This window comes from Microbacterium rhizomatis, from assembly GCF_008710745.1.
Lineage (GTDB): Bacteria > Actinomycetota > Actinomycetes > Actinomycetales > Microbacteriaceae > Microbacterium > Microbacterium rhizomatis.
Genome location: NZ_VYSA01000002.1, coordinates 535956 through 560380 on the forward strand (window position 1 = coordinate 535956; position 24425 = coordinate 560380).

Genomic DNA, 24425 nt, shown 5'->3' on the forward strand with positions numbered 1-24425 from the left:
GCATGCGGCGGTGGCGGACAGGACGGGGACGGATGCCGCGCCCAGGGCGCGCCGCGAGCGCACGCCCACCGTGCTGCAGATGGAAGCGTCGGAGTGCGGCGCCGCGTCGCTGCGGATGGTGCTCGCACACTACGGACGCTGGGTGCCGCTGGCCGAACTCCGCCAGGCGAGCGGCGTCTCTCGCGACGGGGTGAAGGCCAGCAACATCCTCAAGGCCGCACGGTCGTATGGCATGACCGCGAAAGGATTCCGCCAGGAGCCCGCACAGCTGAAGACCGGGCCGCTGCCGGCGATCGTGTACTGGAACTTCAACCACTTCGTGGTGGTCGAGGGGTATGCGCCGGGACGATGGTTCTTGAACGATCCCGCGCAGGGCGCGCGGACCGTCTCCGACGGCGAGTTCGACAAGTCGTTCACCGGCGTGGTGCTGCGGCTCGAACCGGGCGGAGACTTCCGTAAAGAGGGCAGACCGCCCGCCGTGGTGGCCGGCCTCGCGGGGCGCGTGCGCCATTCTCTCGCCGGGATGATCTTCGTGGTGCTCGCGGGGCTCGGTCTCGTCATCCCCGGGCTCGCCGCCGCGGTGCTCACGAAGGCGTTCGTCGATCAGGTGCTCGTGGCGGAGCAGCCGGGCGCGATCTGGCCGATCCTGGGCCTGCTCGCGGGGGCGGCGATCGTCGTGGCGGTCCTGACGGCACTCCGGGGGCGCTACCTGCTGCTGCTCGAGACGAAGCTGGCCCTGCACAGCTCGGGCGTCTTCTTATGGCACATCCTGCGTCTCCCCGTCTCGTTCTACGCGCATCGCTCAGCCGGCGAGATCTCGGGTCGGGCGATGCTCAACGACCGTGTCGCGGTGCTGCTGTCGAGCGAGGTGGCAACCGCACTGATCGACTCTGTCGTCGTCGTCTTCTACTTCATCGTGCTCGTCGGCTACAGCCCTGGCCTTGCGCTGGTGGGCATCGCCTCTGCGGTGATCAACCTGCTCGTCCTCCGCGCCATCGCCCGCCGCCGCGCCGACGAGAACCTGCGGCTCGGCCAGGACGGTGGAGCCCTCATGGGGAGTGCCATGTCGGGGATCCGATCGATCGAGTCTGTGAAGGGCGCCGGTCGCGAGGGCGACCTGTTCACCCGCATCGCGGGTCTGCACGCGAAGACCGTGACGAGTGCCCAACGGCTCGGCCGGGCATCCCTCCCCCTGTTCGTCGTGCCCCCGCTGCTCGCCGGCCTCACGACGGTCGCCGTCCTCGGCTGGGGGGGACTCACCGTCGTGGAGGGCGCGATGAGCCTCGGCACACTCATCGCGATCCAGCTCCTGATCGGGCGCGCGTCCGAGCCCATCGGGCGGTTCGTTCAGCTCGGCGGCTCGGTGCAGGAGGTCAGCGGCGATCTCGAGCGACTCGACGATGTTCTCGCCAACCCCGTCGACGACGAACCTCACGCCGCCGCGTCTACGGCGGACGGCGTCGGGCGCCTGACCGGGCAGCTCGAACTTCGCGGTGTGACGTTCGGCTACAGCATCCTCGAAGAGCCGCTCTTGAACGACGTGAGCCTCGTCCTGCGGCCCGGCAGCAGGGTGGCGCTCGTGGGCGGCTCGGGAAGCGGCAAATCGACCATCACCCTCCTGGTCGCCGGCCTGTACCGCCCGTGGTCGGGCGAGATCCTCTTCGACGGGAAGCCGCGCGAGGAATGGCCCCGCGACACGATAGCCACCTCGGTGGCCCTCGTCGATCAGAACATCAGCCTCTTCAGCGGAACGGTCCGCGACAACCTCACCCTCTGGGACCCTGCGGTGCCGGAGCAGCGGGTGGTGCAGGCCGCCCAGGATGCGGCGATCCACGAGCAGATCGCCCGTCGCCCCGACGGCTATCTCACCGAGGTCAAAGAGGGCGGCGCGAACTTCAGCGGCGGCGAGGGCCAGCGCCTCGAGATCGCGCGCGCGCTCCTCACCGAACCCCGCATTCTCATCCTCGACGAAGCATCCAGCGCCCTCGACCCCAGCACCGAGCAGCTCATCGACGGCAACATCCGACGCCGCGGGTGCACGACCCTCATCGTCGCGCACCGACTCAGCACGATCCGCGACTGCGATGAGATCATCGTGCTCGATCGCGGACGCATCGCCGAGCGCGGAACGCACGACGACATGATTCGTGCCGGCGGCCCCTACAGCCGCCTGTTCGCCGCGGACGGCAGCGTGACGACGTGAGCAAGGGCACGCGTGACGACATGAGCGGCCCGATCGCGCTGGGCGCCAACCGCCCCCTGTTCCTCACGGGGGCCGACGCGTCATGGTTCGTTGTGCGCGGAGTGGTCGAATTGTTCGCCGTCGGCGGTGCCGACGAGGCGGACACTCCCCGGCTGCACGTGGGCACGGTCGTGGAGGGCCAGACCCTCTACGGACTCGATGAGGCTCTGGCTCCGTCGTTCCGCCTGGTCGCGGTCGGCGGAGCGGGGTCGGCCGTCACGCCCTCCCCGCTCGCCGGGGCGGGCGACCACCGGCGCCGCGCCGAATGGCTGATCGACCTCGCGGTCGCGATCACCGTCGAGAACGACCCGTTCGCCGTCGACACGTCCGTCGGCGAGCCGTCGCCCGCCGACGCGATTCCCGAGGCAGCGCTTTCGCGCGCGCTCGCGGACCGAAGGGCTCGCCTCGCCGCAGCAGACATCGCCCGTGTGCGCCTGCAGCGCGACGCGCACGAGGGCGCGATGGCGGAGGCGCTCGACCGCCTGACGGCCATCACCGATCCTGACGAGCGTCGAACCACCGGCTCCAGACCGGGTGAGAGCGCCGTCCTCAGCGCGTTCCGGGTCGTCGCCCGCGCCCTGGGTGTCACCGTACCGGCGGCCATGCCCCCGACGCGGGGTGGCGATCCTGTGGATGCGGTGGCCCGAGCATCCCGCGTCCGCGTCCGGCGCGTGCTGCTGACCGACGATTGGTGGCAGAACGGCGCCGGGCCCCTCCTTGGTTTCCTCGATGACGGTCACCGGCCCATCGCGCTCATACCGAAGCGATCGGGACGCTATCAGCTCGTCGACCCGAGCGAGGGAACCCGCACGCTCGTGGACGCGCGCATCGCGGCGCAGATCGAGCGCGGAGCGGTCTCGATCTATCGCCCGCTACCGGACGGCCCGCTCGGCATCGGGGGTCTCGTCCGGAGCGCTCTCGCCTTGTCGCGACCGGAAATGGTCCGTCTGTTCGCCTTCGCGCTCGGCTCTGCGATCCTCGCGCTGGCCGTGCCGATCGTCACCGGCCGCATCGTCGGAAGCGTCATCCCCGAGTCGAATCGACCCGAGCTGCTTCAGCTCACGATCGCCCTGCTCGTGGCGACTCTCGCCGGCGCGCTGCTGCAGCTGTCGACGGCGATCGCCGTTCTGCGCATCCAGGGCACCGTCGATGCGTACCTGTCGCCTGCCCTGTGGGACAGGCTGCTCTCGCTGCCGACGACATTCTTCAGCCGCTATTCCGCCGGTGACCTCGCCTACCGCGTGCAGTCGGGCGTCGCGATCGTGAAGCTCATCAGCGGCTCGGCCGTGACATCCGTGCTGGGCGGGCTCTTCTCCATCGTCAGCCTCGCGCTCATCTGGTTCTACAGCATCGAGTTCGGTGTCATCGCGACGATCCTGACCGCCGTGCTGGTGCTGGTGATCTACCTCGCGGGTCGCGTGCAGCTGCGGCGAATGCGGGAGGTCGAAGAAGAATCCGGCAAGATGTCCGGGATGCTGCTGGAGTTCGTCTCCGGCGTCTCCACGCTGCGGGTGGCCGGCGCGCAGGAGAAGGCGTTCCAGCGGTGGGCGGCGCGGTTCGCCGACAGGCGTGAGCGGTGGAACGCGGTGCGGGACGCGCAGGACGTCACGGCGGTCGTGGCGGCGATCTTCCCGATCGTCGCGTCGATCGTGCTGTTCGCGGTCATCGGGCTGAGCGCCGACCCGACCGTCTCGCCCGGGGTGTTCCTGGCGATCAGCGCTGCGTTCGGCCAGGTGGTCGCCGCCGTCCTCGCGATGGCGGGGGCGGCGACGCAGTTCATCTTCACGCTACCGGGCCTGCAGCGTGCGCTTCCCATCCTCACGGCGACGCCCGAAGACGACGATCAGAAGGCTGACCCCGGCACACTCCGCGGGGCGGTGGAGTTCAGCGGCATCTCGTTCCGATACAGCGAAGACGGCCCGCTCGTACTCGACGACGTGTCGATCCGAGTGCCGGCGGGCGGATCCATCGCCCTGGTGGGCCCGTCTGGCTCGGGGAAGTCGACCCTGGGACGCTTGCTGCTCGGATTCGAGCAACCAGAGGAGGGCGGCGTCTTCTTCGACGATCAAGACCTCGCGGGGCTCGACGTCCGGGCCGTCCGCCGTCAGCTCGGCGTCGTGCTGCAGGCGGTGCAGCTTCTTCCCGGCTCGATCCTCACCAACATCGTGGGCGACTCGATCGACCTGTCGGTCGACGACGCGTGGCGCGCCGCGACCGAGGCGGGCATGGCCGATGACCTGCGCGCGATGCCGATGGGCATCCACACCGCCGTAACGGAAGGCGGCTCGACGCTCTCAGGAGGCCAGAAGCAACGGCTGCTGATCGCCCGCGCGCTCGCGGGCAACCCCCGCATCCTGCTCTTCGACGAGGCGACGAGCGCGCTCGACAACACCACTCAGGCGATCGTCGCGGAGAGCCTGGCCGCATTGTCGGCGACCCGCATCGTGATAGCGCACCGCTTGAGCACCGTCGTTTCCGCCGACTGCATCTACTACCTCGAACGCGGACGCGTCGTGGAGTCGGGCACGTTCGACGAGCTCATGGCGCTGGACGGAAAGTTCGCGGCGCAGGCCCGGCGACAGCTGTCGTGACCACGGGGGTGCTCGGCCAATCCTCTTCTGCAATGGAAAGCATCCGGCCTGCTGACGCGATCGCGCCGGCGGAGTACGTTCGCCGTATGGATGACGCAAAGGGAACGTTCGAGCCGGGCGGTGCCGATGAGATCGCTGCCGCGCACGACGCCCTCGTCGCGGCGTCCGGCGTCCGGAAGGAAGCGCCGGGCAGCGCGTCGAACGTCGTCGATGAGCCGGGCGAAACGACGGAGAACATCGTCACCAGCCCGACGTGAGGTTACTCCGACACCTCAGCGGGCCCGCTGAGGATCGAGCTTGGCGCGATCTCGTTCTTCCTACCCGCTATTTCGGTTCTCACCTGCTCTTTCACTTCTTGCCGGGTATTTTGCTTCTTGCCTGCTCTTTCGCGCGGTAGATGGAGAGGCTGCCAGGCCCGACGACCTCGGACGAGACGAGTTCGAGGTGCGCCGCATCCGGGAACAGCGTCCTGCCCTCACCGAGAACGACGGGGAAGGTGATGAGCCGGTACTCGTCGATCAGGTTCGCGTCGCGCAACTGGGCGACGACCGACCCGCTGCCGATCACGACGATGTCCTGCTCTCGGACTGTCTTGCCGACCCAGTCTTCGAGAGGGTCCGAGATCGGCTGCGAATTCGACCATGCGTCGTCGGGCAAGTGGCCGTGTGTAGCGACGGCCTTCTGCGCGGCATTCATCTGCAGAGCGAACTCCGAGTCGCGGGGCGGCCAGAGCTCGCTGAAGTGATCCCAGGTGCGCCGGCCGAACAGCAGTACCCCGTTCTGCATCATGCTGCCGAGGCGGAACTTGTCACCCGCGATGCCCTCCGGCCCGTACCGCATCGCCCAGCCGCCGGCCGCCGTGCCATCGCTGCCGTCGGGATCTTCGACCACGCCGTCGAGCGTGATGTACTGCACGACGATCACTCGTCCCATGGTCTGTGCTCCTCTTGTTGGTCACCCGGCTTGCTGGTCACCCGGCATGTTGGTCACCCGGCTTGTTGGCCACCCGGCGTTGAGAGCGGCTCCGGCGCCCTCGATGCGGTGGCGGAGGGTCTCGTGCTCGGCGGCTTCGAGAGCTTCATCGCCCTCGAAGAAGTTCGGTTGCCCGACGCCGGTCTCCAGAAACGCAGCCAGGCTGCCCCGGATGTATGTCGACCATGCGTTCGAGCATGCGCCGTAGCATTCGACCTCGGGCCTGAGCCCTTCGTGCGTGAACGTCAGTTGCGTGCCGTCGCCCGAGGGGGTGATGTCGAACCGGACGGTCGTGCCGTTCCACTCCTGCGTGTCGTCGACGAAGCTGAGGTAGCTGCCGGTCACGATCCACGCGATCCGCCGGCCGGGTTCGAGCTCCGTGACCCGGAACCCGCTGTAATGCAGGCCGGGTACGACGTAGACGAATTCGTCGTCCTTCGCTGTCGTGGTGCCGGTGATGCGGCCCCACCAGCCGGCGACGTCGTTGATCGCGTCGTAGACCTCGGCCGGAGTCTTGCTGACTGTGATGGTGGCGGTGTAGTCGGCGCTCATCGCGCGCCCCCCCTTCCCTTTGGTGCGACGGTCCTTTGGTGCGACGGTAGTCCCGTTACTTGCATCATGCAAGTGCTAGTGTCGACGCCATGTTGGGAAAGACGTATGACACGCAGGTGTGCTCGATCGCGCGAGCTCTCGAGCTCGTCGGCGAGCGATGGAGCATCCTGATCATCCGCGACGCCCTCTTCGCGCGGGTCACGCGCTTCGGCGACTTCCAGCACAACCTGGGCATCGCGACGAACGTGCTCGCCGCACGGCTGGATGCTTTCGTCAACAGCGGCGTCATGGTCCGCGAGGGTTCGGCCGATTACGTGCTCACGGCGAAGGGGCAGGCGCTGGCGACGGCCCTGATCGCCTTGACCGAGTGGGGCGACGAATGGGCAGCGCCCGGCGAGCCGCCGATCCTGTACCGGCATGCGTCATGCGGTCAGCCGGTCGCGGCGAAGGTCGTGTGCGACGAATGCGGCGTGATCGACCCGGGCGAGGTGAAGGTCAAGATCGGGCCGGGGATGCCGGCGGAATACGTCGCCGCGCGACGCGGGGGCCAGCGGGCAACAGCGTGACGACGTCGCGGCCGATGATCTGCTGATTCCGATTCAGGATGCTCCGATCCGGACCCTCCCCCCACGGTCAGTCGCGCGTGCGCTCGCCGGTGGTGCCTTTCCTCAGCGAGAGCGCGACCCGAACGTACGGCAGGTGGTCGCGCGCGATCACGACCGTCGTGACGACGTCCGGCGCCAACCGCGCACCGACCGCGTAGACGAAGGGGTCGGTGTCGATCTCGGAGGCAGCGACCTCGACACCGTCGATCTCGAGTGTGACCGCCGGGTTGACCGCCGACTGCGAGATCTGCCACGCCGTGTCTCCGTGGGGTCCGCGTGGCAGGCCGAGCTCCTCCCGGAACTGGTTCATCAAGACATAGTTGGCGTGGTCGACGAGCTGCCGAGAAAGGGTCGTGTATTCGGACTCATCGCGATGCCATGAGGTGCGCACCGCCTCCCACAGCATCGGATATCGCAACCGCTGCACGCCCTCGATCAACCACGCGGGTCGCTCCCATGCGGGCTCGACGTCGAGAGATTCACGGGTCTGCTCGTCGAGCTCGGCGAGATTGACCGGGTCTTCGTGATCGGCGGGATTCCGCCACAGGGTGTACGTGATCGACACCGACATCTGCCACCGACCCTCGGCATCCTTCCCTTCGATGAAACCGAAGCTGTCGTGATCTTCGATCGTCGGCTGCGGTACGAGCCCCATGAGCGGAAACGCCAGAACCCGCAGCAGTTCACGGTGCGCGTCGCGCGGGTCGGGGGCATCGGGCGGCAGGACTCCGGCGATGTGCATGCTTCGAGCGTCGGTGATTCCCCGTGTTCTCGCAAGAGTTCCGCGAACCCGGGGTCGCCGGTCGGAGCGTCGTAGACTTCAACGACGCTCGGTGGATGATGCCGGCGATCGATAAGGCAGCCCGCATCCTCATCGTCTCGAAGACGACCAGTGTGACGCTGTTGACGAAGGTAGGAGCGAGCATGAGCGGCGAGTGGCATCGTAAGCACCTCGGAGACGACGTGCCGGAGCAGGCTCCCGGCGAAGAGACGCTGTTGGGCGCCGCGGGCGACGAGTTCCCCCCGGGGGGAGCCGTCGCCGGCTCGTTCAGTCAGGAGTTCCCCGGCGCCGACCCGTACGAGGGCATGCCGGCCGACGAAGTGGGCTTGCCGCCGCTGAGCGAGGCTGAGCAGGAGGCCGTGGCCCGCGAAGCCGTCCGGCTCGCCGACGACCCGGACGCACTCCGCAACCTCTGAGGCTAGCTCGAGGGCGGGCGCACCGTCGAGTCGTCGATGAAGAACGTGCGGATGCTCGTGATCCGGCCGTCTTCCACGGTGATCACGTCCATTCCACGAACGACAGGGGCACCGGCCGGCCCGAAGGCCCAGGCGAGCGCGCCGACGTCTGACGCGGCGTATCGCTCGCCGTCCTCGGTGAACACGAAGTCGGTCGGAGCCTCATCCAGGATCGCTGCCGCCTTCTCCTCGAGGGCGGCGCGGCCCCGCACGCTTCCCTCCGGATCCGTGAAGACGACGTCCTCCGAGTAGGTCCGCTCGATCGCGGCCTGCCGGCTGGGCGCGTCTCGGTTGCCGAACACTTCGAACAGGTTGATCGCGAGAAGCTCTGTGACGCTGGTCATGGTTTTCTCAGCCAGAGAGGTCGCACGCCGGTTGCCGATAGCGCGAGCGCCCACGGGCCAGCGCCCAGCTTGATGATCTCCCGTCGAAGTCGTTCTTCGTGACTGATGAACAGCACGACCTGATCTTGCGGGCTGAGATCCTGTTTGGCACCTATCCACACTGACCGGATGCCGTGTTCCATGTAAGCGGCGAGTTCGGCTGGGCGCGTTCGAATGCGCTTGTCTCGGGTGAGCACGATGAATTCTCGGGAGCCGGCAATGGGCATCCATTCAAGATCGGTGGAGCCGAGCAGCACCTCAGGCAACGCGGGGTGACCGGGAAAGACGATGTCGTCTCGCCCGCTGCGGCTGAGCAACTTACCCATACCGAGCGCGTTCTCGTCGGTGAAATACACCGGCGCGAACCCTCTCGACATCAGGCAGCTTGCTCGCTGCCGGCGATCAGCTCGAACCGTATGGCCGCATCAACCTGGTCCAGGCTGAGCTCGTAAAGATCAGCCAGCTCCTCACGGGACGTACCCGCGCGAAAAGCTTCGGCGATCGTATCTGTACGTACGTTGCGCACGGCCGGCTGACCGAAGGTCCGCAGCGGGTCCATAACTACTTCCGGCGTACGTGCGATCGGGGTCAGGCGAGCCACCACGCCGCTGTCGTCATATCGGACGGTGTCGTTGAATCGCTGAGTTGCTTCCGCGAGCAGCGTCTGCCCGTTTCGTACCACAACCAACCGCAGTGATCCGTCGACGCCGACTTCTTCTTGAACAGCGCGGACGAGTTCTCGTCCCTCGACGTCGAGAAAGGGGCGCGCATGGGCGAGCGGATACCTACCGAACTCCTCGCGGAGACGCACGACAGCAGGCCTCAAGCGCTGGATTGGCACTTGATGGCTGCGAAACTCGGCCAGAAGACGAGCTTCGACCATTTCCCCCCACGTCACGACCTCGCTGCCCGTCGGCCCTTCTCGAAGCACGGGATCGTAAAAGCGACCCGATCGTGCGTAACCCTCGAGCCACCGTCTGGCAGTACCTGAATGCAGTCCGACGAGGCGATCGACGTCAGAATATGAGTAGATCGCTCGGTCGAGCAAAGTGGACGCCATACGTCAATAATGACATTGGGCGCCAACTACCGGGGGATGTCGGATGCGAACCCCTGCGATCCGGATCGCCGCGCCCCGCTCGTTGTCGTCCTCTTGGTTACGCGTCGACGTTTCCCGCAGGCGTCGGTCCCGTCGCGACGGCGCGACCGGGCGTGTTCGACCACTGGCTCCACGAGCCGGGAAACACCGTGACGGCGACGCCGGCGACGGTGCCGGCGAGCGCGAGGTGCGCGGCGGTGAGGCCCGAGCCGCAGTACGCCGCCACGGGTGTGGCATCGGTTACTCCCGCGCCGGCGAGGGCTCCGCGGATCGCCTCGGGATCAGCGAAGCCCTCGCCGGCGAGGTAGGCGCCCGCGGGCAGGTTGACCGCTCCGGGGATGTGCCCCGCGATCGGGTCGTAGGGCTCGGTCTCGCCTCGATAGCGCTCGGGCGCCCGCACGTCGATGAGAATCCCTCGCGCGGGCCACGCTTCGGCATCATCGATCGTCGCGATGCCTCCGCTCAGCTCGTCGAGGTCGATCGAGCCGCGCGCGGGAACGACGTCACCCGTCTCGAGCGGAAGACCCGCCGCCGTCCACGCCGCCAGACCGCCGTCCAGCACGCGCACGTCGTCGACCCCCGAGCGGGTGAGCAGCCACCATGCCCGCGCGGCCGACACCGATCGGTAGTCGTCGTAGACCACGACGGCGTCGCCGGAGTCGAGACCCCACCGGCGCGCAGCATCCTGAAGCACGTCGCGGGAGGGAACCGGATGCCGCCCCTCCGACGGATCGCCGTGTGTGGCGAGTTCCGTATCCATGTCGACGTACACCGCGCCGGGAATGTGGCCGGCCAGATGATCGGGTCGCCCGTCGGGCTGCTCGAGCCGGTAACGCACATCGAGCAGACGGATGCTGTCGCCGGCCTCGATGCGTGCGTGCAGTTCTTCCGCGGAGATGAGGGGGAAGGTCCGGGATGTCGCCATACCGACATCCTCACACGCCGGAACCGGCTCGCGACCGGTGTCTCTCGGCAGCCGTGCACCGAGCAGCGGGGACTATTCCTGGCCCGATTCGGGAGCGCGCACGTCGAGCGCCCAGATCACCCCGAAGCGGTCGCGGAGCTGACCCGCAAGAGGAGACCAGGCGGAGGCCCTCAGCGGCTGACGGATCTCGGCGCCGTCCGCGAGGCCGTCCCATACGGCCGTGATCTCGGCGGCGTCGTCGCCGCTGAGATAGACGTAGAACGCATTCGCCCCCTGGTCGTACGCCTGATGCGGCCAGACGTCGAACGCCATGACACGCACGCCGCTTGCGGTCTCGACCTGACCCCACACGATCCGGTCGGCCCATGCCGGGTCTTCGGACGCACCCATCTGGCCGTAGGTGATCGTGACGGCGGGGGTGCCGAGGGCGGCGGCGTAGAAGTCGAGCGCCTGACGAGCGTTCCCGTCGAAGTTGAGGTGGGGTGTGGTTGCGATGGTCATCGTGGCTCCTGCAGGTGTGGGGCGGTTCAGCCGATCGGCTGCGCAGATCGACTCTCGCCGAAGATGCGGACAGATCATGACCGCTATTCGCCGACAATGGACACATGCCCAGTCCTTCTTCTCGGATGCTCGCGCTTCTGTCGCTCCTGCAGGTTCGGCGCGAGTGGGCGGGCGACGTTCTGGCCGACCGGCTGGAGGTGAGCCCCCGCACCGTCCGCCGCGACATCGATCGGCTGCGCGAGCTGGGCTACACCATCGAGGCGACGCGCGGCCCGGCCGGCGGATACCGCCTGTCATCGGGCGCCGAGCTGCCGCCCCTGCTGTTCGACGATGACCAGGCGGTGGCTGTGGCGCTCGCCCTCGCGGTGGCGCCGGCATCCGGTGCCGACATCGCAGAGGCCGCCGCTCGTGCTCTCGCGACGATGCGGCAGGTCATGCCCTCGAGGATCCGGCACCGCGTCGAGGCCATCGACGTGCTCGCCACGCACGGCGATCCGGCCGTCAGCCCGGAGGTATTGGTCGCGGTGAGCGAGGCGGCGAGCGCGCACGAGATCCTCCGGTTCGACTACGCCTCAGCATGGGGTGACGGAGAGGCTGCTCCGCCCCTGCGGGTCGAACCGCACGCCGTCATCGCCGCGAACGGTCGCTGGTACCTGCTGGCCTGGAACCCGTCCACCCCCTCGCCGGAGCAGCAAGGCCGCTCCGGCGACGATTCGGTCGCCGCGGGTGATTGGCGCACGTATCGCATCGACCGCATGCGTCCGCGTGCTCCCACGCGACTGCCCTTCACTCCCCGACCGATCCCCGGCCGCGACCCGGTCGCCTTCGTCGCGGCGCGGTTCCGGGGGTCCACCAGCACCGCGTGGCCGTGCGTCGGCACCGCCGTGCTCCACCTCTCGGCCCGCGAGATCGCCCCCTACCTCGACAGTGACTCGGCCATCGAGGAGCAGGACGAAGGCTGCACGACGGTCACGATGGGGTCATGGTCGTGGCGGGCCCTTGCGGCTCGCTTCGCCGGCTTCGATGCCGACCTCTCGATCGTCGGCCCGCAACAGCTGAAGGATGCCGCGATCGAGGTCGGAGAACGACTCATCGGCCCGACCGACCCCGACCGGCGAAAGCGCGCACTGCGCGGAGGGGTCGATCAGGGCACACTGTAACGATGGCCGCTCCCTCTGTTGTGCATGTCGTCCTCGTCCGCTGGAAGCCTGGAGTCGGGAGCGCGGAACTGGATGAGCTCACCGCCTTGGCTGACGCCTTCCCCGACACGATCCCCGGGATCATGGCCGTTCATTGCGGGCCGAGCAGCAGCCCGGAGGGCCTAGAGGATGGATTCGACTGGGCGCTCGTCGTCAGTTTCGAGAGCAGTTCCGCCCGAGACGACTACCTGCCGCATCCGGCACATCAGCCCGTGGCACAGCTGATCTCTCGGCTGGCCGAACGGGTGGTCGTCTTCGACGTCGATGCGTGAGCGGCTGGCCGCACCAGGATCCGGCACGCGGCTGCGCTCAGCTCGACAAGGGCGTCGATCGGACAGGTGTCCGTGACGAGACAATCCGTCGGTCACGACGGTGTCGGGGTTCAGCGTTCGTGCGCGCGGCCTTCTTCGATGTCGAGCTCGTCCTCACCCGCTTCGAACGTCGTCGCGTCCACGTCTTCGTACTCCCAGTCTTCGTCGTCGAATCCTGTCTGAGCCTCGTACGGGTCGGGTTCAGGGATGCTCAGGCTCATGCCGCGACGATACTGTCCCGATCGCGCAGCCGGGGTAGCCAGCGGGTGAACATTCCGTGTGGGCTCGGGTGCCGCGTTATGGAAATCAGAAGCCCGTTCGAGCATCCTTGATATGTGAGTGTCACCAACCCGCGAGATGAGGCCGAGGCCTTGTATTTCGTGGTGGACCGACTGTCGCGACGCTTCGACTCCGTCGATGAAAGCGTGGTTCGTGAGCTCGTTGTCGATGCATTCGTCGACTTCGACGACGTGCCGATCCGGTCGTACGTGACACTGCTCGTAGAAGGCGAGGTTCGCCGGCGTCTTCGCGAACGGACGAACCAGGAAAGGCCCGTCGGCCACCACAAGGCGGCGTGACCCTCGTGGGCAGCGATTCCTCGCCGCAGCCGGTCGCGCCACGCTAAGCAGTATCAGGAAGTCGCGGGATGGGTTCGCCCGCCTCGACGCGCCTCGCGAGGGCCGCGAGCTCCGAGAGCGGGTGCTTCGTGTCGTCGAGCGTGTTCGAGGTGTGCACCTTCGACTCGAGGGCGGCGGCGTACCTGAACAGCGCACGGTTGGTACGCAAGGAGCGAGGCGCGTATGTGATCACTCGCCCGTAGAAGATCTTGGCTTTCCGGTCCGCCTGTCCCAGTGCAACGGCGAGGACGAATTCGTCTGAGCTGAATCGCGCGCTCGGAAGGTATCTCGCCTGGAGGTCGTCGACGGTCGCGCCCTTTCGTGAGAGCACACGGAGCCCCGCGAGGTCGATGTCGGCAGGCAGTGGTCGAGGTCGAGTGATCCGAAATGTCACAACTGACGTGGTGCCGACGATGAGAAGGACGAGCGCTACAGCGGGTGCTGGCCCAAACGCGTGGAACGCGGCCGTGAGCAGGTCGTTGATCAGCGCAGCGCGAGTTCTGCGCAGATCCCCGGCTGAGCCGAGAGTCAGAGCGAGCATGAAACTGCCGACGAGGAGCCCGACCCCGGCAGCGAGCCCCCAATGGATCCAAGTCCATCCGGGCCCGTTACGGCGCCAGGGGCGTGCGATCCCGACGATGATCAGCGGCAAGATGATCCCGAGAGCTCCCACGACGATATAGAGCCATTGGATCGCATTCTGCATTGCGAATCCTCCCTCATCGTTGCGGTCCGCGCCGGAGGTTCCGCCACACCTGCGACTTCGCAGGTGCGTCGATCATGATGCGCATCCGAGCGTTGCTGAGTCGTCACCGAGCACTCTCGAACCTATCGACCGGGCAATGCCGAGAACGAGATAATCACCGGCATGTACGGTGCACGCATCGCGAAGTGGGACAAAGCCGCTGAATGGCCGCTCACGATCGCCGCAATCCTCTTCTTGATGTCCTACGCGACGCAGATCATCGCTCACCCCGACGGATTCGTGAATCAGCTCTGCGAGGCTATTCTCTGGATCACCTGGGCGATCTTCCTCATCGACTACGTGACGCGCCTGACCATCGCCGAGAAGAGGTGGCGATGGTTCTATCGGCATCTCCTCGATCTCGCCATCGTCGTTCTCCCGATGCTGCGGCCGCTCCGTCTGATGCGTTTCCTCACTGTGCTCGCCATCATCGGTCGAGGAACAGGCAACGTCCTGCGCGGGCGCGTCGTCATCTATACGGTCGGCGCCACCGTACTCACGATCTTCATCGCGGCTCTCACAGTGCTGGATGCCGAGAACGGCGCCGGAGACATCAAGACGTTCCCCGACGCGATCTGGTGGGCGTTCGTCACCATCACCACTGTCGGCTACGGAGACTTCTACCCCGTCACCCTTACCGGTCGAATTGTCGCTGTAGGCCTGATGATCGGGGGAATTGCACTCATCGGCGTCGTCACCGCGACGCTCGCCTCCTGGATCGTGGAGCGCGTCGCCGATCAGACGACGAAGACTGCTGCTGCAACCGAAAGCCAGGTCGAGGAACTCCGCCGCGAAGTCCTCGAGCTCAAGAGCATGATCCGCGAGCTCCGGTCCGCGGCGTAAGGGCCTTCTCCGTCCTCGCATTCAGGCTCATATCGGAGGCCCGATCTCTCAAACCCGTCAGGGCAGGACTCGGGTGAGGCTGAGCAACTCGAGCATCACGCGCCGTCTCGTGGGAAGACTCGGCGGGTGTCATCGAGTTGCGTTCGTATGAAAGCATCCGCGAGGGAGCGAGTCCTGTCGAAGCCCTTGGCAACAGGCTCAGTTTCGAAGTGTTCGGCGTGCTCGAGCTGGGCAACGACGAAACGTTCGAGCACGGCCGGGGCAAGAGCATTACCCAGCTCCCGGGTCTCCGCCTTGAGCGCAATCAGATCGAGCGCGGCACGATGCACTTCTTCGCCGACATCGCTCTCCGCCAGCAGCGTGGGCAGGTCCATCGGTGGGACCGCTCTTGTGGGATGCGTCTCGAGCCATCGCAACGCGACGGCCGGTCGCAATCCGTAGAAGAAGCGCTTGAGGGTGGGCGTGGCGCCACGCTGCTTCACTGCGACGTGGAGGTAGTGGCGGCCGATCGCGCCGCGCTCCACAATCGCGTCGGCGAGAGCTAGCAACTCATCTCGGAAAGAGGTTTCGCCGGTGTAGACGATCGGCGAACGAAGCCACTCGATGACGGTCGCGTTGCCTTTGGCTATAAGCTTGGCGGCCTTTGTGATGTCCCATCCATTGACGTCATAAATCTTGTCGAGCGGCGTTTCGATCACATCTCGCGCTGGCCAGAGTGACAGGTAGTCGTCTCGAGCTCGCACGAACAGGAATCGGCAGTCGTAGTCGCTGTCAGGAGAGGGGAAACCCCACGCGCGGCTTCCGCTTTCGATCGCCCAGGGAATCCGTACCCCCTCGTCACGGGACACGCTCGAGAGGCGTCGGTCTATCTCCCCAACCACAAGCGGGTCGAGAGATGAGGGAATCGAGCGCATCGATCGAACGTACCGCGGACGCGTCCGCGAGATGCACCGCAAACACGGCCCCTCGGGTGAAGACCTCAGGCCTCAGCGCTCTTGCACCGTTAGGACTTCTCGTCCGCTCCGGACGGGATCGCCGACTCCCCCGTGGCAAGGGGTTCGGGCGTCTCGTGCTCCAGGCGTTGATGGCGCTGGCGGGCGAAGTCTTGAGCACGGGGGCCTGATCCGAGGGCCCGAGATGAGAGGGCGAGCACGATCCGGGTCGCCGTGATGACCGGAAAGATGGTCCGCCGGAGACCGAGCAGCTCGCGATACTGCCGCGGAAGGCTTGCGACGGCGGCGGCGAACAGCACGCGGTAGGCCAGTCGCATCGACCCGGTGAACGGGACGTCGCGGAGGAACTGCACGACCTCGTTGACACGCGCGTCGTGTCGGAGCTCGTCGCGCTCGAGGTAGGCATCCATGCGCGACCTCAGTTCGGCCTCCGTCTCAGGTGGATCGGACACGTGCATCAGTCGACCGGCCTGCGCCCACTCGTGCACGTACGCGTCGGCGCCGCCCGGGATCGGGCCGCCCCAGCGCTGGTGGGCGCCGAGGAATGCCTCGGTGAAGGCAAGGTGGACCCATTCCACGAGCGCGGCATCCGACGCCGAGTATGTGCGGGGTCCCGCATCTGTCGCGTAGGTGCCGGCAACCCTCTGATGAAGGCGAGCCACGCGCGCCGTCTCCGCCTGCGCCTGCTCGGTCGACCCGTATGTGACGCAGATGATCCAGCGCACCGTCCCCGTGAGGCGCCCGATGGGGTCTTCGCGGTAGCGGGAGAAGTCATGGACGCCTGCCATCGCGCCCGGGTGCAGCGCCTGGATGAGAAGAGCCCGGATGCCCGCAACGAACGTCGCCGTGCCCGCATGCACTGTCCATACAGCGCCGCCGTCGGCGAAGTAGCCGACATCATCACCCTCGGCCAACGCTCGCACCCATGCGGGCGTGCCATCCGGATCGCCCGCCAACGCCGTCAGCAGTCGCGCGCGTAAGGGTTGTCGAGTCACTGCTCAAGCGTGCCACGGCCAAACGGAGGCGGACGCGCCGAGCAGTTCGGAACGGTCTTACTCGCCGACCCCACCGGCGCGCGCAACGCGCATCGCGAGAACCGACGAACGACGATAAGTCCGGCTGCGTAACGCTCGCGCTCTAACCCGTCGTCATGGAAATCAGCCGGCTACGCACGGCGAAGCTGAACAACCGAGAGGGCACTGATCGCGATGCCGGCGACGAGCATGACCCACCCGAGGACGGGCTCCTGACTTCCGACGATTCCCCAGATGCCGACGCCGATGAGTGCGAGTGAGCAGACGAGGCCGAGGATCATGTAGATGCGGTAGCGGGTCGGGCCCATCTGCGACTCAGATTCCATGCCCGCACTCTACCGAGGCGTGCCGGCCGAGCGCGGCTTTACGCGTCGAGGCGTCGCGGGGCGTTTCGCCGGGGAAGGCCCCGGCGTCCATTCCGCCTCTGACCCGCTCAACCGACCCGAACCGGGGAAGAGAATCCCCCACCGTAGAGTGAACGCGTGAGCTCATCCCTGGCGAGAGCGCGATGACGGTCACAGCAGCGCGTTAGGCGTTCTAGAGTCACCCGCATGCGGATTGTCGTTTCGGGGACCCATGCGAGTGGAAAGAGCACGCTCGTGTCTGACTTCGCGCTTCGCCACCCTGAGTTCGCGGTGTTGCCCGATCCGTTCGATCTCGTGGATGAGTCGTGGGACAGTCCGGGCGCGGCGTTGTTCGCCACTCAGCTTTCGATCTCGGCGGCACGCCTCGATCCGGACGAGACCGCGGGGAGCCTCATCGCGGAGCGTGGTCCCATCGACTTCCTCGCCTACTTGCTCGCCCTGGAAGATGCGACCGGGACTTCCCACTCACGCGAACTGCTGGAGCACGCGACGACGATGACCCGCGAAGGGCTCGCACACATCGACCTTCTCGTCGTGCTGCCGCTCAGCACCCGGGATGGGATAACGCCGGGCGCGGACGAACACCTGGAGCTTCGAGACGGGATGAACGACATCCTCCTCGACCTCATCGACGACCCCGAGGTCGTCGGTGAACGCACGAAGGTCGTCGAGATCACCGGCGACCGGAGCCATCGGCTGTCCACCCTCGAAGCCTTCGCGATCGACCCCGCCATCTGACGCCCCGCACCGCGAGCGCGACGCACGACCTCACAAACAGCGCGTTCAGCACGATGGCGACGATAAGGATGCCGCTCACCCGGCGAATCAGGTGTCGGTGTCGGAACCCTTTACGCGCCATCAGACCGAGCCGCAAGATGCGCCCGACCGGCTAGATGGCTCGCCGCTCGAAGAGGGGAAAGGTCGCACGATCCGGGTCGTTGATGGTCGAGAGGAGAACTGCCGCTCCCAGTGACCCTTGAAAGAGGCTCGGCGTCGTCTCCGTTTGGCGGGTGCAGAGTTCCCAGGACGCATCGGCGAGGACTCGTGCTCTATCGATCCACTTGGGGTCACCGACGTGTCGGTGAAGATTGAGCAGCGCATATGCGCGACCTACGGCACCGCAACAAAGAGTCCCTCTGCTGGACTCGTCCTCCCAGACAGTCACCGCAGCACGTGTCGCAAGTTCGAGGTACCGGTTCTCGGCGTAGACGCGATACGCAATCGTCCACAGGTGTGCCATGCCTGCCGATCCATGGCACCAACTTTCCATGAATGCCGGAAGCGGACGCGACGTGAACCGCGTCGGCCAACGCAGACCGTTGCCGTGCTCTCGCCCCATGGACGCGATCTCGTCGAGGAGGTCCGGGAGCCACGCGGGTGGGGCGTCGCCTGAGACATCGCACCAGAGGAGTCGGGCGTACGCCGTGCCGGCGATTCCGTGCGCTATGCCAAGGTAGTCGCCCTCGTGAAGGGTTGGGCGCGATTCATGTTGACCGAGCGCGTTGTGGGCGAGGCTGGTGAGCCGATCGATGATGGGCTCACCGTCGGGATCCCGCACGGAGGGCGCCAAGTCATCGATCAGGAGCGCGATGGACGCGATCATGCCGGGCGCGCCGAGTGTGAAGTCCTGACTCCGTTGGCCCGATTCCCATGTTGCGAGCTGACGAGAGGCATGAGCGATTCCTGCGTCATCGCTCATCGCGGATGCGACTCGAGCCAGCATGACGTCGATACCCGCAGGGCCGAAGAACACGGAATCGTCCGGGATGCTCCCTGGTTCAAGGCCCGGCAGATTGCTCGTGAAGGCACGTGCATCGCTCGCCGAGCGGACGGCTCGCCACATCCATGCATCTGCGAGCTCGAGCGCGCGGGGATCGTTCGCGTGTAACGCAATCTCGTGGAAGGCCGCGGCAACGCCTGCTGATCCGTGTGTTATCGACGCGTGCGGGTAGGGGGCGAGAAGCTCGAAGTCATCGACATCTTCGAATCCCTCCAGAAAGCGCTTCGCCGCTTCCTCATGTTCAAGCGAGTGGCGGTTCGGGCTCTTCAGCGAAATGGACGCTCGCCGAAAGTCAGTGGCCATCGCAGCCACGGCCGGATACCGAGCGACCGGGTCCTTGGCGAGGCCGCGCAGTATGACGGCCTCCAGTGCGGGGGTGTGAGTGATTCCGTGAGCCGACAGGGGACGTGGTCGATCTTGCGCGATCTGACGGAGCATCTCGCCTGGAAGCGGAGAGAAGTCGGCGTATGTGTGACCGCTGAGGACGAGGTACAGCATGGCGCTGAGAGAGTACTGGTCGCTGGCATAGCTGGCGGTCGGGGGCTGCCGATTCTCGATCGAGGCCAGCGCATACTCCGGCTCCAGATACTCGAGCGCCCCCTTCCTGGCGCTTGTCCCCGGCGTGCCGTTGTCGGTCAGGACCGACATTCCAAAGTCGATAAGGTGCGGAGTGCCCCGATCATCCACAAGCACATTTCGTGGATGGACGTCTGCATGTACGACCCTCGCGCGGTGCAGTTCCCCGTAGATCGCGATGACCTTTTCGCACAGGTCCGTGAGTGCGACCCGGCCTGCCCGTCCCCCCAGCATCCGAAGTCGACCTGCGTAGTGGTCGAGCGGGACGCCGCGAACCCACGTCACAAGAAGACTCTCCCGGCCGAATACAGGGTCGTCCGACAGCAGCTGCGGGCCGATTGCGCCACCTACCCGGCGGAGGGCGGCCGCCTCGTTCCTGAACTGGGCAGCTGCGCTCCTCGGAGCGCCAGGCCGAAGAATCTTCAACGCGAGAGGCTGCCCCGTCGCGTCGCGGACCTGATAAACCTCCGAGTCCTCGACAGCTTGTATGCACTCGACGACTGTGCAACCGGCGACGGTACTCCCGATCTCCAGGGTGGGGACGATCTCATTCGAGCCGGGTGCGCTGTCACTCGCGAGCCATCCCGACTGCAAGAACGGCGTGAGTGCGGCAAACGCCGCCGGCAGAACTTCTTCGGGGTCGACGGCGTGATCGAAGGAAAAGGATGAAAGCGCTTCTGCGAAGGTCTGCGACTCTCGAAATCTGGACAGCAGATCAGCGACTTCCGCCGTCACGACCCGTGACTGCGTCCGCGATCTCGGCCGCGTCACGATGAAATCGCTCGGCCCGCACCCGCATCGGATTCGAGTCGCCTGGTCGACCTGATCGGCCGACATGATCAGCACATCGGCGGGCAAGATGAGCCGATCAGTCACCGGCATCGGTAGTCGCCCGTCACGACGAGACCACAGGTGCCCAGTGAGCGGTATCCACTCCTGCGGCCGCCGCGCGGGTCAACGCGAAACGAATCGCATCCGCTCCTGCGGGCGTTTCGGCGATTGCACTGGCGAGGCGATTGCAAAGCCAGATCCGCCAACTCCGGTCGGGAAATACGCCGGCCCGGTTTACTCCGGCGGGTGGGTCGAAGCCCCACGAGAGCAGACCGGTGTCATCGAGTGCTCCGCTGAACGGCACTCCCTGCACCTTTGCGCCATCGAGCTCGCGATGAATCCTGGCCGCATAGTCGTCGAGGTCGCCTCGCGACGTGAAGTACACCACGAGCTTGTCGGGTCGCAACAGGCTCCCGGCAGTGAGACCGATCTTCAAAGCGTGCGCCGGCGTGGACCGAACAGTCCTCGCGACCGCACCGAAGGCATCAGCTACGTCGGTCGGATGGGCACTCACGTAGAGTTTGAAATCGCCGTCGGCGTCCCTCGGCTCGTGACCGCGCCTCCGCCAATGGGCCCACGCTCCTTCCGCGGACTCGCCATAGCTGAAGGGGCCGGTCAGGAGATCGACGCCTCGACCCAACGAGCGCAGCACTGCCCGGCGGTCCGGCCATACGGCGATCCACGCCTTGGACCGAGGAATGCGGTTGAAAAAGTAGAGCCGGGCCGCCAACTCATGCTTCTGCGCAATTCGGAGGCGCTGGGCGTGACGTAGCGCGAGCATCGACAGCCTCCCCGTTGGAGTGTCTTCGCCCGTCGCGGGGAGGGGAAGGCCGAGCGTCGCCATCGCGTCTGCGCCAGTCACAAACCCGTGACCGGATTCGACCTCGACGATCCCTTCCAGCACGAGGGCGGTCAGCGTCGCCAGCTCGTCCGGCGACGCCTCGCCCCTCGGGCGCCAACCGGGTTGCGACTGAATGTCGTCGAGCAACATCTGAGCTCGGCGATTGACCAGCCTCGGGTCGCGGTGGCCCGGGTCGCTCACGACAGCGGTGTAGAGCGAGGTGTCGCTTTCCTCCGGCGACTCGACCGCACTCCGGACCTCTGGATCATTGATCCCTGAGATCGACTGACCCGGGCGAACTCGGAAATACCTCGCCGATTCCGCCGTGCTGATGATCACGGCTGGACGGTTACCCGGCGGTGATCTCGCCCGAATCGAGAGCATCCAACGCAGCAGTGAGGTGCGCTCGCAAGGCTCTGACGTCGGCCGGTGTCGAGGGAGCGAGCTGCTTGTAGAGCGCCGATTCTCTCGCCTCAACTGCCGCGATGTGAGCATGCAGCTGCTGCTTCAGGGCGGCAAGGACGCGAGGATTATCCTCCAGCCGGATGCCCTCATAGTGTCCCTCGAAAGGGTCTTTCGATCCGGGACAGATGCCCGTGCATGGCGGCCCTGAGCTGTCAGCCGAGCAAGCGCCGCAACTGCTGGCGTCTCTCGGATCGAACTGCGGAAGAACGCTGATCATCAAGTCCTTGACGATGAATTCCATGGAAACCCCCTCGGTCATCCCCCACCGCGGAGCATAGTCCGCGACGACTGCCGCCGAAAGGCCTTCGCAATCCGTGCTGAGCGTTGAGTTTCGGGGCCAAAGGCCCTCTGGGCCAAAGGCCCTCGATAGGAAGTCCGACTCCACGGCACCGCGCATCGGGATTCGGTCGCGGCAAGTCGCCTGGGGGTTGCCTGGCGGGCTCGTGAGCCTGTCCGTCACCGGGCGGCGTCGATCGGTTTGAGCACGATGAGCCAGGCACGAAATGGCGTCAGTGTCCGTGCGGATCCCCGAACACATGCGCCAGACGAGCCGCGTACCCGTCAGCAAGCGCTTCGAAAATGGAGGGATCTCGCACGCCGCGAGCCTCACGCGGGCAGTCGAATGGCGGTCGCCCTGCCCTAGACGGCCGACGAGTTGCCTACCGCCAGCCGTATGGCCGCGAGACCATCACCTTCGTCCGCGAGTACACGATCACGCAGCACTCGGCCTGTGGAGCATCGCTCGCGAATCCGCGACCACTCTCGTAGCTCTGTCTACTGCTCTCGGCGGTCGTAGGTCAGGACGCGAACGCCGCCATCCAGCAGCACCTCGTCGACCGGCTGAAAGCGGCTGGGTGCGAATGGCCCGTCGAACAGGGGCACGCCTGAACCGATGACGTAGGGATTCTGCTTGAGGACGAGCCGGTCGATCTCGGGCAGGAGTGCGGCGGCGATCTTCCCGCCTCCGACGAGCCAGAGGTCTTTGCCCACGTCCGACTTCAGCTTCCGGACGAACGGAGCGGGATCGGAGTTCACGACCTCGACGCCCGGGTCCGGGCTGGCAGCCATGGACCGTGAGAAGACAATGTGCCGGAGGTGCGGGTACGCGTTTGTCAGCCCGGCCGCGAGCCCGATCTCATATGAGTGCCGGCCCTCCACGACGGTGTCGAAGGCGAGGGCGGGGCCGTCGATGCCGAGCGCCTGTCTGGCCGGCGCAGGGAGTGTCTCTGGATAGTTCTGCACGATGAACTGCACGAGATCAGGCGTGACCGGAAAGTACTCTTGACCGCTCGGATCGCCGCCGTCAGGCCCAGCGATGAATCCGTCGAGAGTCGTGGCGACGTAGTAGACAAGTTTGCGCATGCGTTCTTTCGGGGTGCCAGACGGGTCATCATCAGTCTCGCAGTGACGGGACCGCTTCCGCGACCGCAGACTGCCTGACGCCCCGAGCCCGGCGCTCAGCGAGGCAAAGGGCGAAGCTCGCTCTCGGATACCGGCAGTGACAACGAGTAGTAGATCTGGGTCGCATTCATATCGCCCCAGTCGTCCTTCTTGACGCGGATCGAGTTCGGCGACACCTCGGCGATCCGAACACGAAGCCACGAGCCATCATCCAGCCGCAACTCGTGCGGGTCCGCGAGGTACGACAGCCCAAGTTCGTCCAGAGCCTCTTCGGCGAGCATCCAATCGACAGCCGCAGTCCGGCGGCGACCGAGGAGATCGATTGCGACGAAGCCCTCGCCGACGGGCTGAATCCATCCCACCAGCTCGCCGTCGTACGAGCGTCGGTGCTCGATCCAGTCCGATTCCACACTCCAAGGGTAGTGAGGGCGAAGCAGCGGCCGCAGGACCAGGAGCGCGGCCGCGATCGCACAGCTCGATGCCGCGGTGATCGATCACGAGGGTGCACAACATTGGAAGGCTTGTCTGCCACCACGGTTTCACTGACCGCAACGATGCGCGAAGCGTGAGTCTCGCTCTGACCGCGTCTAGCCGACGTGCCAATGGTTGAGTCTTGTTCGTAGAGAAGTTGAGCACGTGGGACTATGCCCCCAGGCCAGGCAACCGTCATAAGGACACCATCAACGTGGCACAAAGACGACATTCAGAGCGGGCGTCACGCCGGACTGCGCTCTACCTTTCGCTTGCGCTCGTCGCAGGGGTGTTGCTGGTTGTCCGCCTCAGTGCGCTCGTTCTCGATGGAGACACTTCGGGCGGGCTCGCGATTCTCTCTTGCTTAGCCATCGCACTCTTGATCGTGGCTCTCATCATGGGCGTAATGTTGTTGAGCTTCCGCACTCGCATAAACGGGGCGGTGAGACGGCTGGGCGAGCGGTTTCACGGGCAACTTGTACTTCCGGTGGTCATACAGGAATCCGAACGTGAGGCACTTGAATCGCACGGGCGCCGTTGGCCGTTGCCCTCAATGCCAGGCTATTTCACGCTTGTCCTCGAGTCCGATCGGGCTAGCGTGTGGTTCGGCCGCGATCCAAGCCTCGTTGCGGAATTCGACTTTCCAGTCGCATTTGAGCCTGGTCAGGTATCGACCTGGGCGCTGACCGAACCTGCGGTCCGCATGATTTACGACCCCTCACACGGCGGGGCAAGCCTGACCTTGACGCCGCTGAGGCCACCTCAGGGTCTCGGCATTCCTCGCCGAATGAGCGGCGCAGACATGCTACGGATGATCGCGGTATTGAATGAAGCACGTAGCTGATGGATCTTTCGAGACCATCACACCGATTCCACCGCGGGATAAC

Annotated in this window: 28 protein-coding genes; 10 read left to right on the forward strand and 18 right to left on the reverse strand. The window is 66.1% G+C overall.

Features of this window, described 5'->3' with window-relative positions; all coding sequences use genetic code 11:
- The first annotated feature begins 10 nt into the window (after window positions 1–10).
- The 3 genes from F6B43_RS10875 to F6B43_RS10885 are packed head-to-tail and all read left to right on the forward strand — an operon-like array spanning window position 11 to window position 5090.
- The gene (locus tag F6B43_RS10875; RefSeq protein WP_211368111.1) at window positions 11–2203 is read left to right on the forward strand and encodes an NHLP family bacteriocin export ABC transporter peptidase/permease/ATPase subunit; all 2193 of its coding nucleotides are present in this window, start codon (window positions 11–13) and stop codon (window positions 2201–2203) included.
- Window positions 2200–4833: an NHLP bacteriocin export ABC transporter permease/ATPase subunit gene (locus tag F6B43_RS10880; RefSeq protein ID WP_150448950.1), complete on the forward strand. Its 2634-nt coding sequence runs from the start codon at window positions 2200–2202 to the stop codon at window positions 4831–4833. Before F6B43_RS10875 ends, F6B43_RS10880 begins: the two co-directional genes overlap by 4 nt.
- Complete coding sequence (locus F6B43_RS10885) at window positions 4830–5090, forward strand: hypothetical protein (RefSeq protein WP_150448951.1); 261 nt, start codon at window positions 4830–4832, stop codon at window positions 5088–5090. Before F6B43_RS10880 ends, F6B43_RS10885 begins: the two co-directional genes overlap by 4 nt.
- 91 nt (window positions 5091–5181) lie before the next feature.
- On the opposite strand, the gene F6B43_RS10890 is transcribed toward F6B43_RS10885, so the two are convergent.
- On the reverse strand, window positions 5182–5766 hold the full coding sequence (locus F6B43_RS10890) for a dihydrofolate reductase family protein (RefSeq protein WP_150448952.1): 585 nt from the start codon (window positions 5764–5766) through the stop codon (window positions 5182–5184).
- Between the two features lie 21 nt (window positions 5767–5787).
- On the reverse strand, window positions 5788–6357 hold the full coding sequence (locus tag F6B43_RS10895) for an SRPBCC family protein (protein WP_150448953.1): 570 nt from the start codon (window positions 6355–6357) through the stop codon (window positions 5788–5790).
- A gap of 89 nt (window positions 6358–6446) precedes the next feature.
- Here F6B43_RS10895 and F6B43_RS10900 point away from each other — a divergent pair, with 89 nt between their 5' ends.
- Window positions 6447–6923, forward strand: a complete 477-nt coding sequence (locus tag F6B43_RS10900) for a winged helix-turn-helix transcriptional regulator (RefSeq protein ID WP_150448954.1) — start codon at window positions 6447–6449, stop codon at window positions 6921–6923.
- A 67-nt stretch (window positions 6924–6990) separates the two neighbouring features.
- On the opposite strand, the gene F6B43_RS10905 is transcribed toward F6B43_RS10900, so the two are convergent.
- Window positions 6991–7704 carry a hypothetical protein gene (locus tag F6B43_RS10905; RefSeq protein ID WP_150448955.1) on the reverse strand — a complete coding sequence of 238 codons (714 nt, stop codon included), beginning with the start codon at window positions 7702–7704 and terminating at the stop codon, window positions 6991–6993.
- Window positions 7705–7727: 23 nt separating this feature from the next.
- On the opposite strand from F6B43_RS10905, the gene F6B43_RS10910 reads away from it, so the two are divergent.
- Window positions 7728–8159 carry a hypothetical protein gene (locus F6B43_RS10910; protein WP_150448956.1) on the forward strand — a complete coding sequence of 144 codons (432 nt, stop codon included), beginning with the start codon at window positions 7728–7730 and terminating at the stop codon, window positions 8157–8159.
- Window positions 8160–8161: 2 nt separating this feature from the next.
- Here the strand turns inward: F6B43_RS10910 and F6B43_RS10915 are convergent, their stop codons facing one another.
- From F6B43_RS10915 to F6B43_RS10935, 5 genes are all read right to left on the reverse strand, one after another.
- Window positions 8162–8542 carry a nuclear transport factor 2 family protein gene (locus F6B43_RS10915; protein WP_150448957.1) on the reverse strand — a complete coding sequence of 127 codons (381 nt, stop codon included), beginning with the start codon at window positions 8540–8542 and terminating at the stop codon, window positions 8162–8164.
- Entirely contained in the window at window positions 8539–8937 is a 399-nt protein-coding gene (locus F6B43_RS10920) for a PIN-like domain-containing protein (RefSeq protein WP_150448958.1), read from the reverse strand. Before F6B43_RS10920 ends, F6B43_RS10915 begins: the two co-directional genes overlap by 4 nt.
- A 20-nt stretch (window positions 8938–8957) precedes the next feature.
- A complete protein-coding gene (locus tag F6B43_RS10925) occupies window positions 8958–9641 on the reverse strand; it encodes a DUF433 domain-containing protein (RefSeq protein ID WP_150448959.1) in 684 nt (227 codons plus the stop codon).
- 97 nt (window positions 9642–9738) lie between these two features.
- Entirely contained in the window at window positions 9739–10605 is an 867-nt protein-coding gene (locus F6B43_RS10930) for a sulfurtransferase (protein WP_150448960.1), read from the reverse strand.
- Window positions 10606–10677: 72 nt separating this feature from the next.
- Window positions 10678–11106, reverse strand: coding sequence for a VOC family protein (locus tag F6B43_RS10935; RefSeq protein WP_150448961.1), 429 nt, complete (start codon window positions 11104–11106; stop codon window positions 10678–10680).
- Between the two features lie 104 nt (window positions 11107–11210).
- Between F6B43_RS10935 and F6B43_RS10940 the strand changes: the two genes are divergently transcribed.
- On the forward strand, window positions 11211–12266 hold the full coding sequence (locus F6B43_RS10940; RefSeq protein WP_150448962.1) for a helix-turn-helix transcriptional regulator: 1056 nt from the start codon (window positions 11211–11213) through the stop codon (window positions 12264–12266).
- Window positions 12267–12268: 2 nt separating this feature from the next.
- Window positions 12269–12577: a Dabb family protein gene (locus F6B43_RS19595; protein ID WP_170285624.1), complete on the forward strand. Its 309-nt coding sequence runs from the start codon at window positions 12269–12271 to the stop codon at window positions 12575–12577.
- Window positions 12578–12687: 110 nt separating this feature from the next.
- Here the strand turns inward: F6B43_RS19595 and F6B43_RS19600 are convergent, their stop codons facing one another.
- On the reverse strand, window positions 12688–12837 hold the full coding sequence (locus F6B43_RS19600; protein WP_170285625.1) for a hypothetical protein: 150 nt from the start codon (window positions 12835–12837) through the stop codon (window positions 12688–12690).
- Between the two features lie 114 nt (window positions 12838–12951).
- Here F6B43_RS19600 and F6B43_RS10950 point away from each other — a divergent pair, with 114 nt between their 5' ends.
- Window positions 12952–13194, forward strand: coding sequence for a three-helix bundle dimerization domain-containing protein (locus tag F6B43_RS10950; protein WP_150448964.1), 243 nt, complete (start codon window positions 12952–12954; stop codon window positions 13192–13194).
- 43 nt (window positions 13195–13237) lie between these two features.
- Here the strand turns inward: F6B43_RS10950 and F6B43_RS10955 are convergent, their stop codons facing one another.
- Complete coding sequence (locus tag F6B43_RS10955) at window positions 13238–13939, reverse strand: hypothetical protein (RefSeq protein ID WP_150448965.1); 702 nt, start codon at window positions 13937–13939, stop codon at window positions 13238–13240.
- Window positions 13940–14101: 162 nt separating this feature from the next.
- Here F6B43_RS10955 and F6B43_RS10960 point away from each other — a divergent pair, with 162 nt between their 5' ends.
- A complete protein-coding gene (locus F6B43_RS10960) occupies window positions 14102–14821 on the forward strand; it encodes a potassium channel family protein (protein WP_150448966.1) in 720 nt (239 codons plus the stop codon).
- A 95-nt stretch (window positions 14822–14916) separates the two neighbouring features.
- Here the strand turns inward: F6B43_RS10960 and F6B43_RS10965 are convergent, their stop codons facing one another.
- The 3 genes from F6B43_RS10965 to F6B43_RS10975 form a co-directional block, all read right to left on the reverse strand.
- Entirely contained in the window at window positions 14917–15735 is an 819-nt protein-coding gene (locus tag F6B43_RS10965) for a nucleotidyltransferase domain-containing protein (RefSeq protein WP_150448967.1), read from the reverse strand.
- 89 nt (window positions 15736–15824) lie between these two features.
- Window positions 15825–16769, reverse strand: coding sequence for an oxygenase MpaB family protein (locus tag F6B43_RS10970; protein ID WP_150448968.1), 945 nt, complete (start codon window positions 16767–16769; stop codon window positions 15825–15827).
- Between the two features lie 170 nt (window positions 16770–16939).
- Window positions 16940–17134, reverse strand: a complete 195-nt coding sequence (locus F6B43_RS10975; RefSeq protein ID WP_150448969.1) for a hypothetical protein — start codon at window positions 17132–17134, stop codon at window positions 16940–16942.
- Between the two features lie 273 nt (window positions 17135–17407).
- Here F6B43_RS10975 and F6B43_RS10980 point away from each other — a divergent pair, with 273 nt between their 5' ends.
- Window positions 17408–17911, forward strand: a complete 504-nt coding sequence (locus tag F6B43_RS10980) for a hypothetical protein (protein ID WP_246159910.1) — start codon at window positions 17408–17410, stop codon at window positions 17909–17911.
- Between the two features lie 151 nt (window positions 17912–18062).
- On the opposite strand, the gene F6B43_RS10985 is transcribed toward F6B43_RS10980, so the two are convergent.
- The 5 genes from F6B43_RS10985 to F6B43_RS11005 form a co-directional block, all read right to left on the reverse strand.
- Window positions 18063–20411: a lanthionine synthetase LanC family protein gene (locus tag F6B43_RS10985; RefSeq protein ID WP_150448971.1), complete on the reverse strand. Its 2349-nt coding sequence runs from the start codon at window positions 20409–20411 to the stop codon at window positions 18063–18065.
- A 13-nt stretch (window positions 20412–20424) separates the two neighbouring features.
- Window positions 20425–21204: a hypothetical protein gene (locus F6B43_RS10990; RefSeq protein WP_211368112.1), complete on the reverse strand. Its 780-nt coding sequence runs from the start codon at window positions 21202–21204 to the stop codon at window positions 20425–20427.
- 346 nt (window positions 21205–21550) lie between these two features.
- Window positions 21551–21907: a hypothetical protein gene (locus F6B43_RS10995; RefSeq protein WP_150448973.1), complete on the reverse strand. Its 357-nt coding sequence runs from the start codon at window positions 21905–21907 to the stop codon at window positions 21551–21553.
- Window positions 21908–22440: 533 nt separating this feature from the next.
- Entirely contained in the window at window positions 22441–23028 is a 588-nt protein-coding gene (locus F6B43_RS11000) for a dihydrofolate reductase family protein (protein WP_150448974.1), read from the reverse strand.
- Window positions 23029–23123: 95 nt separating this feature from the next.
- The gene (locus F6B43_RS11005) at window positions 23124–23477 is read right to left on the reverse strand and encodes a Clp protease/crotonase-like domain-containing protein (RefSeq protein WP_150448975.1); all 354 of its coding nucleotides are present in this window, start codon (window positions 23475–23477) and stop codon (window positions 23124–23126) included.
- Between the last annotated feature and the right edge of the window lie 948 nt (window positions 23478–24425).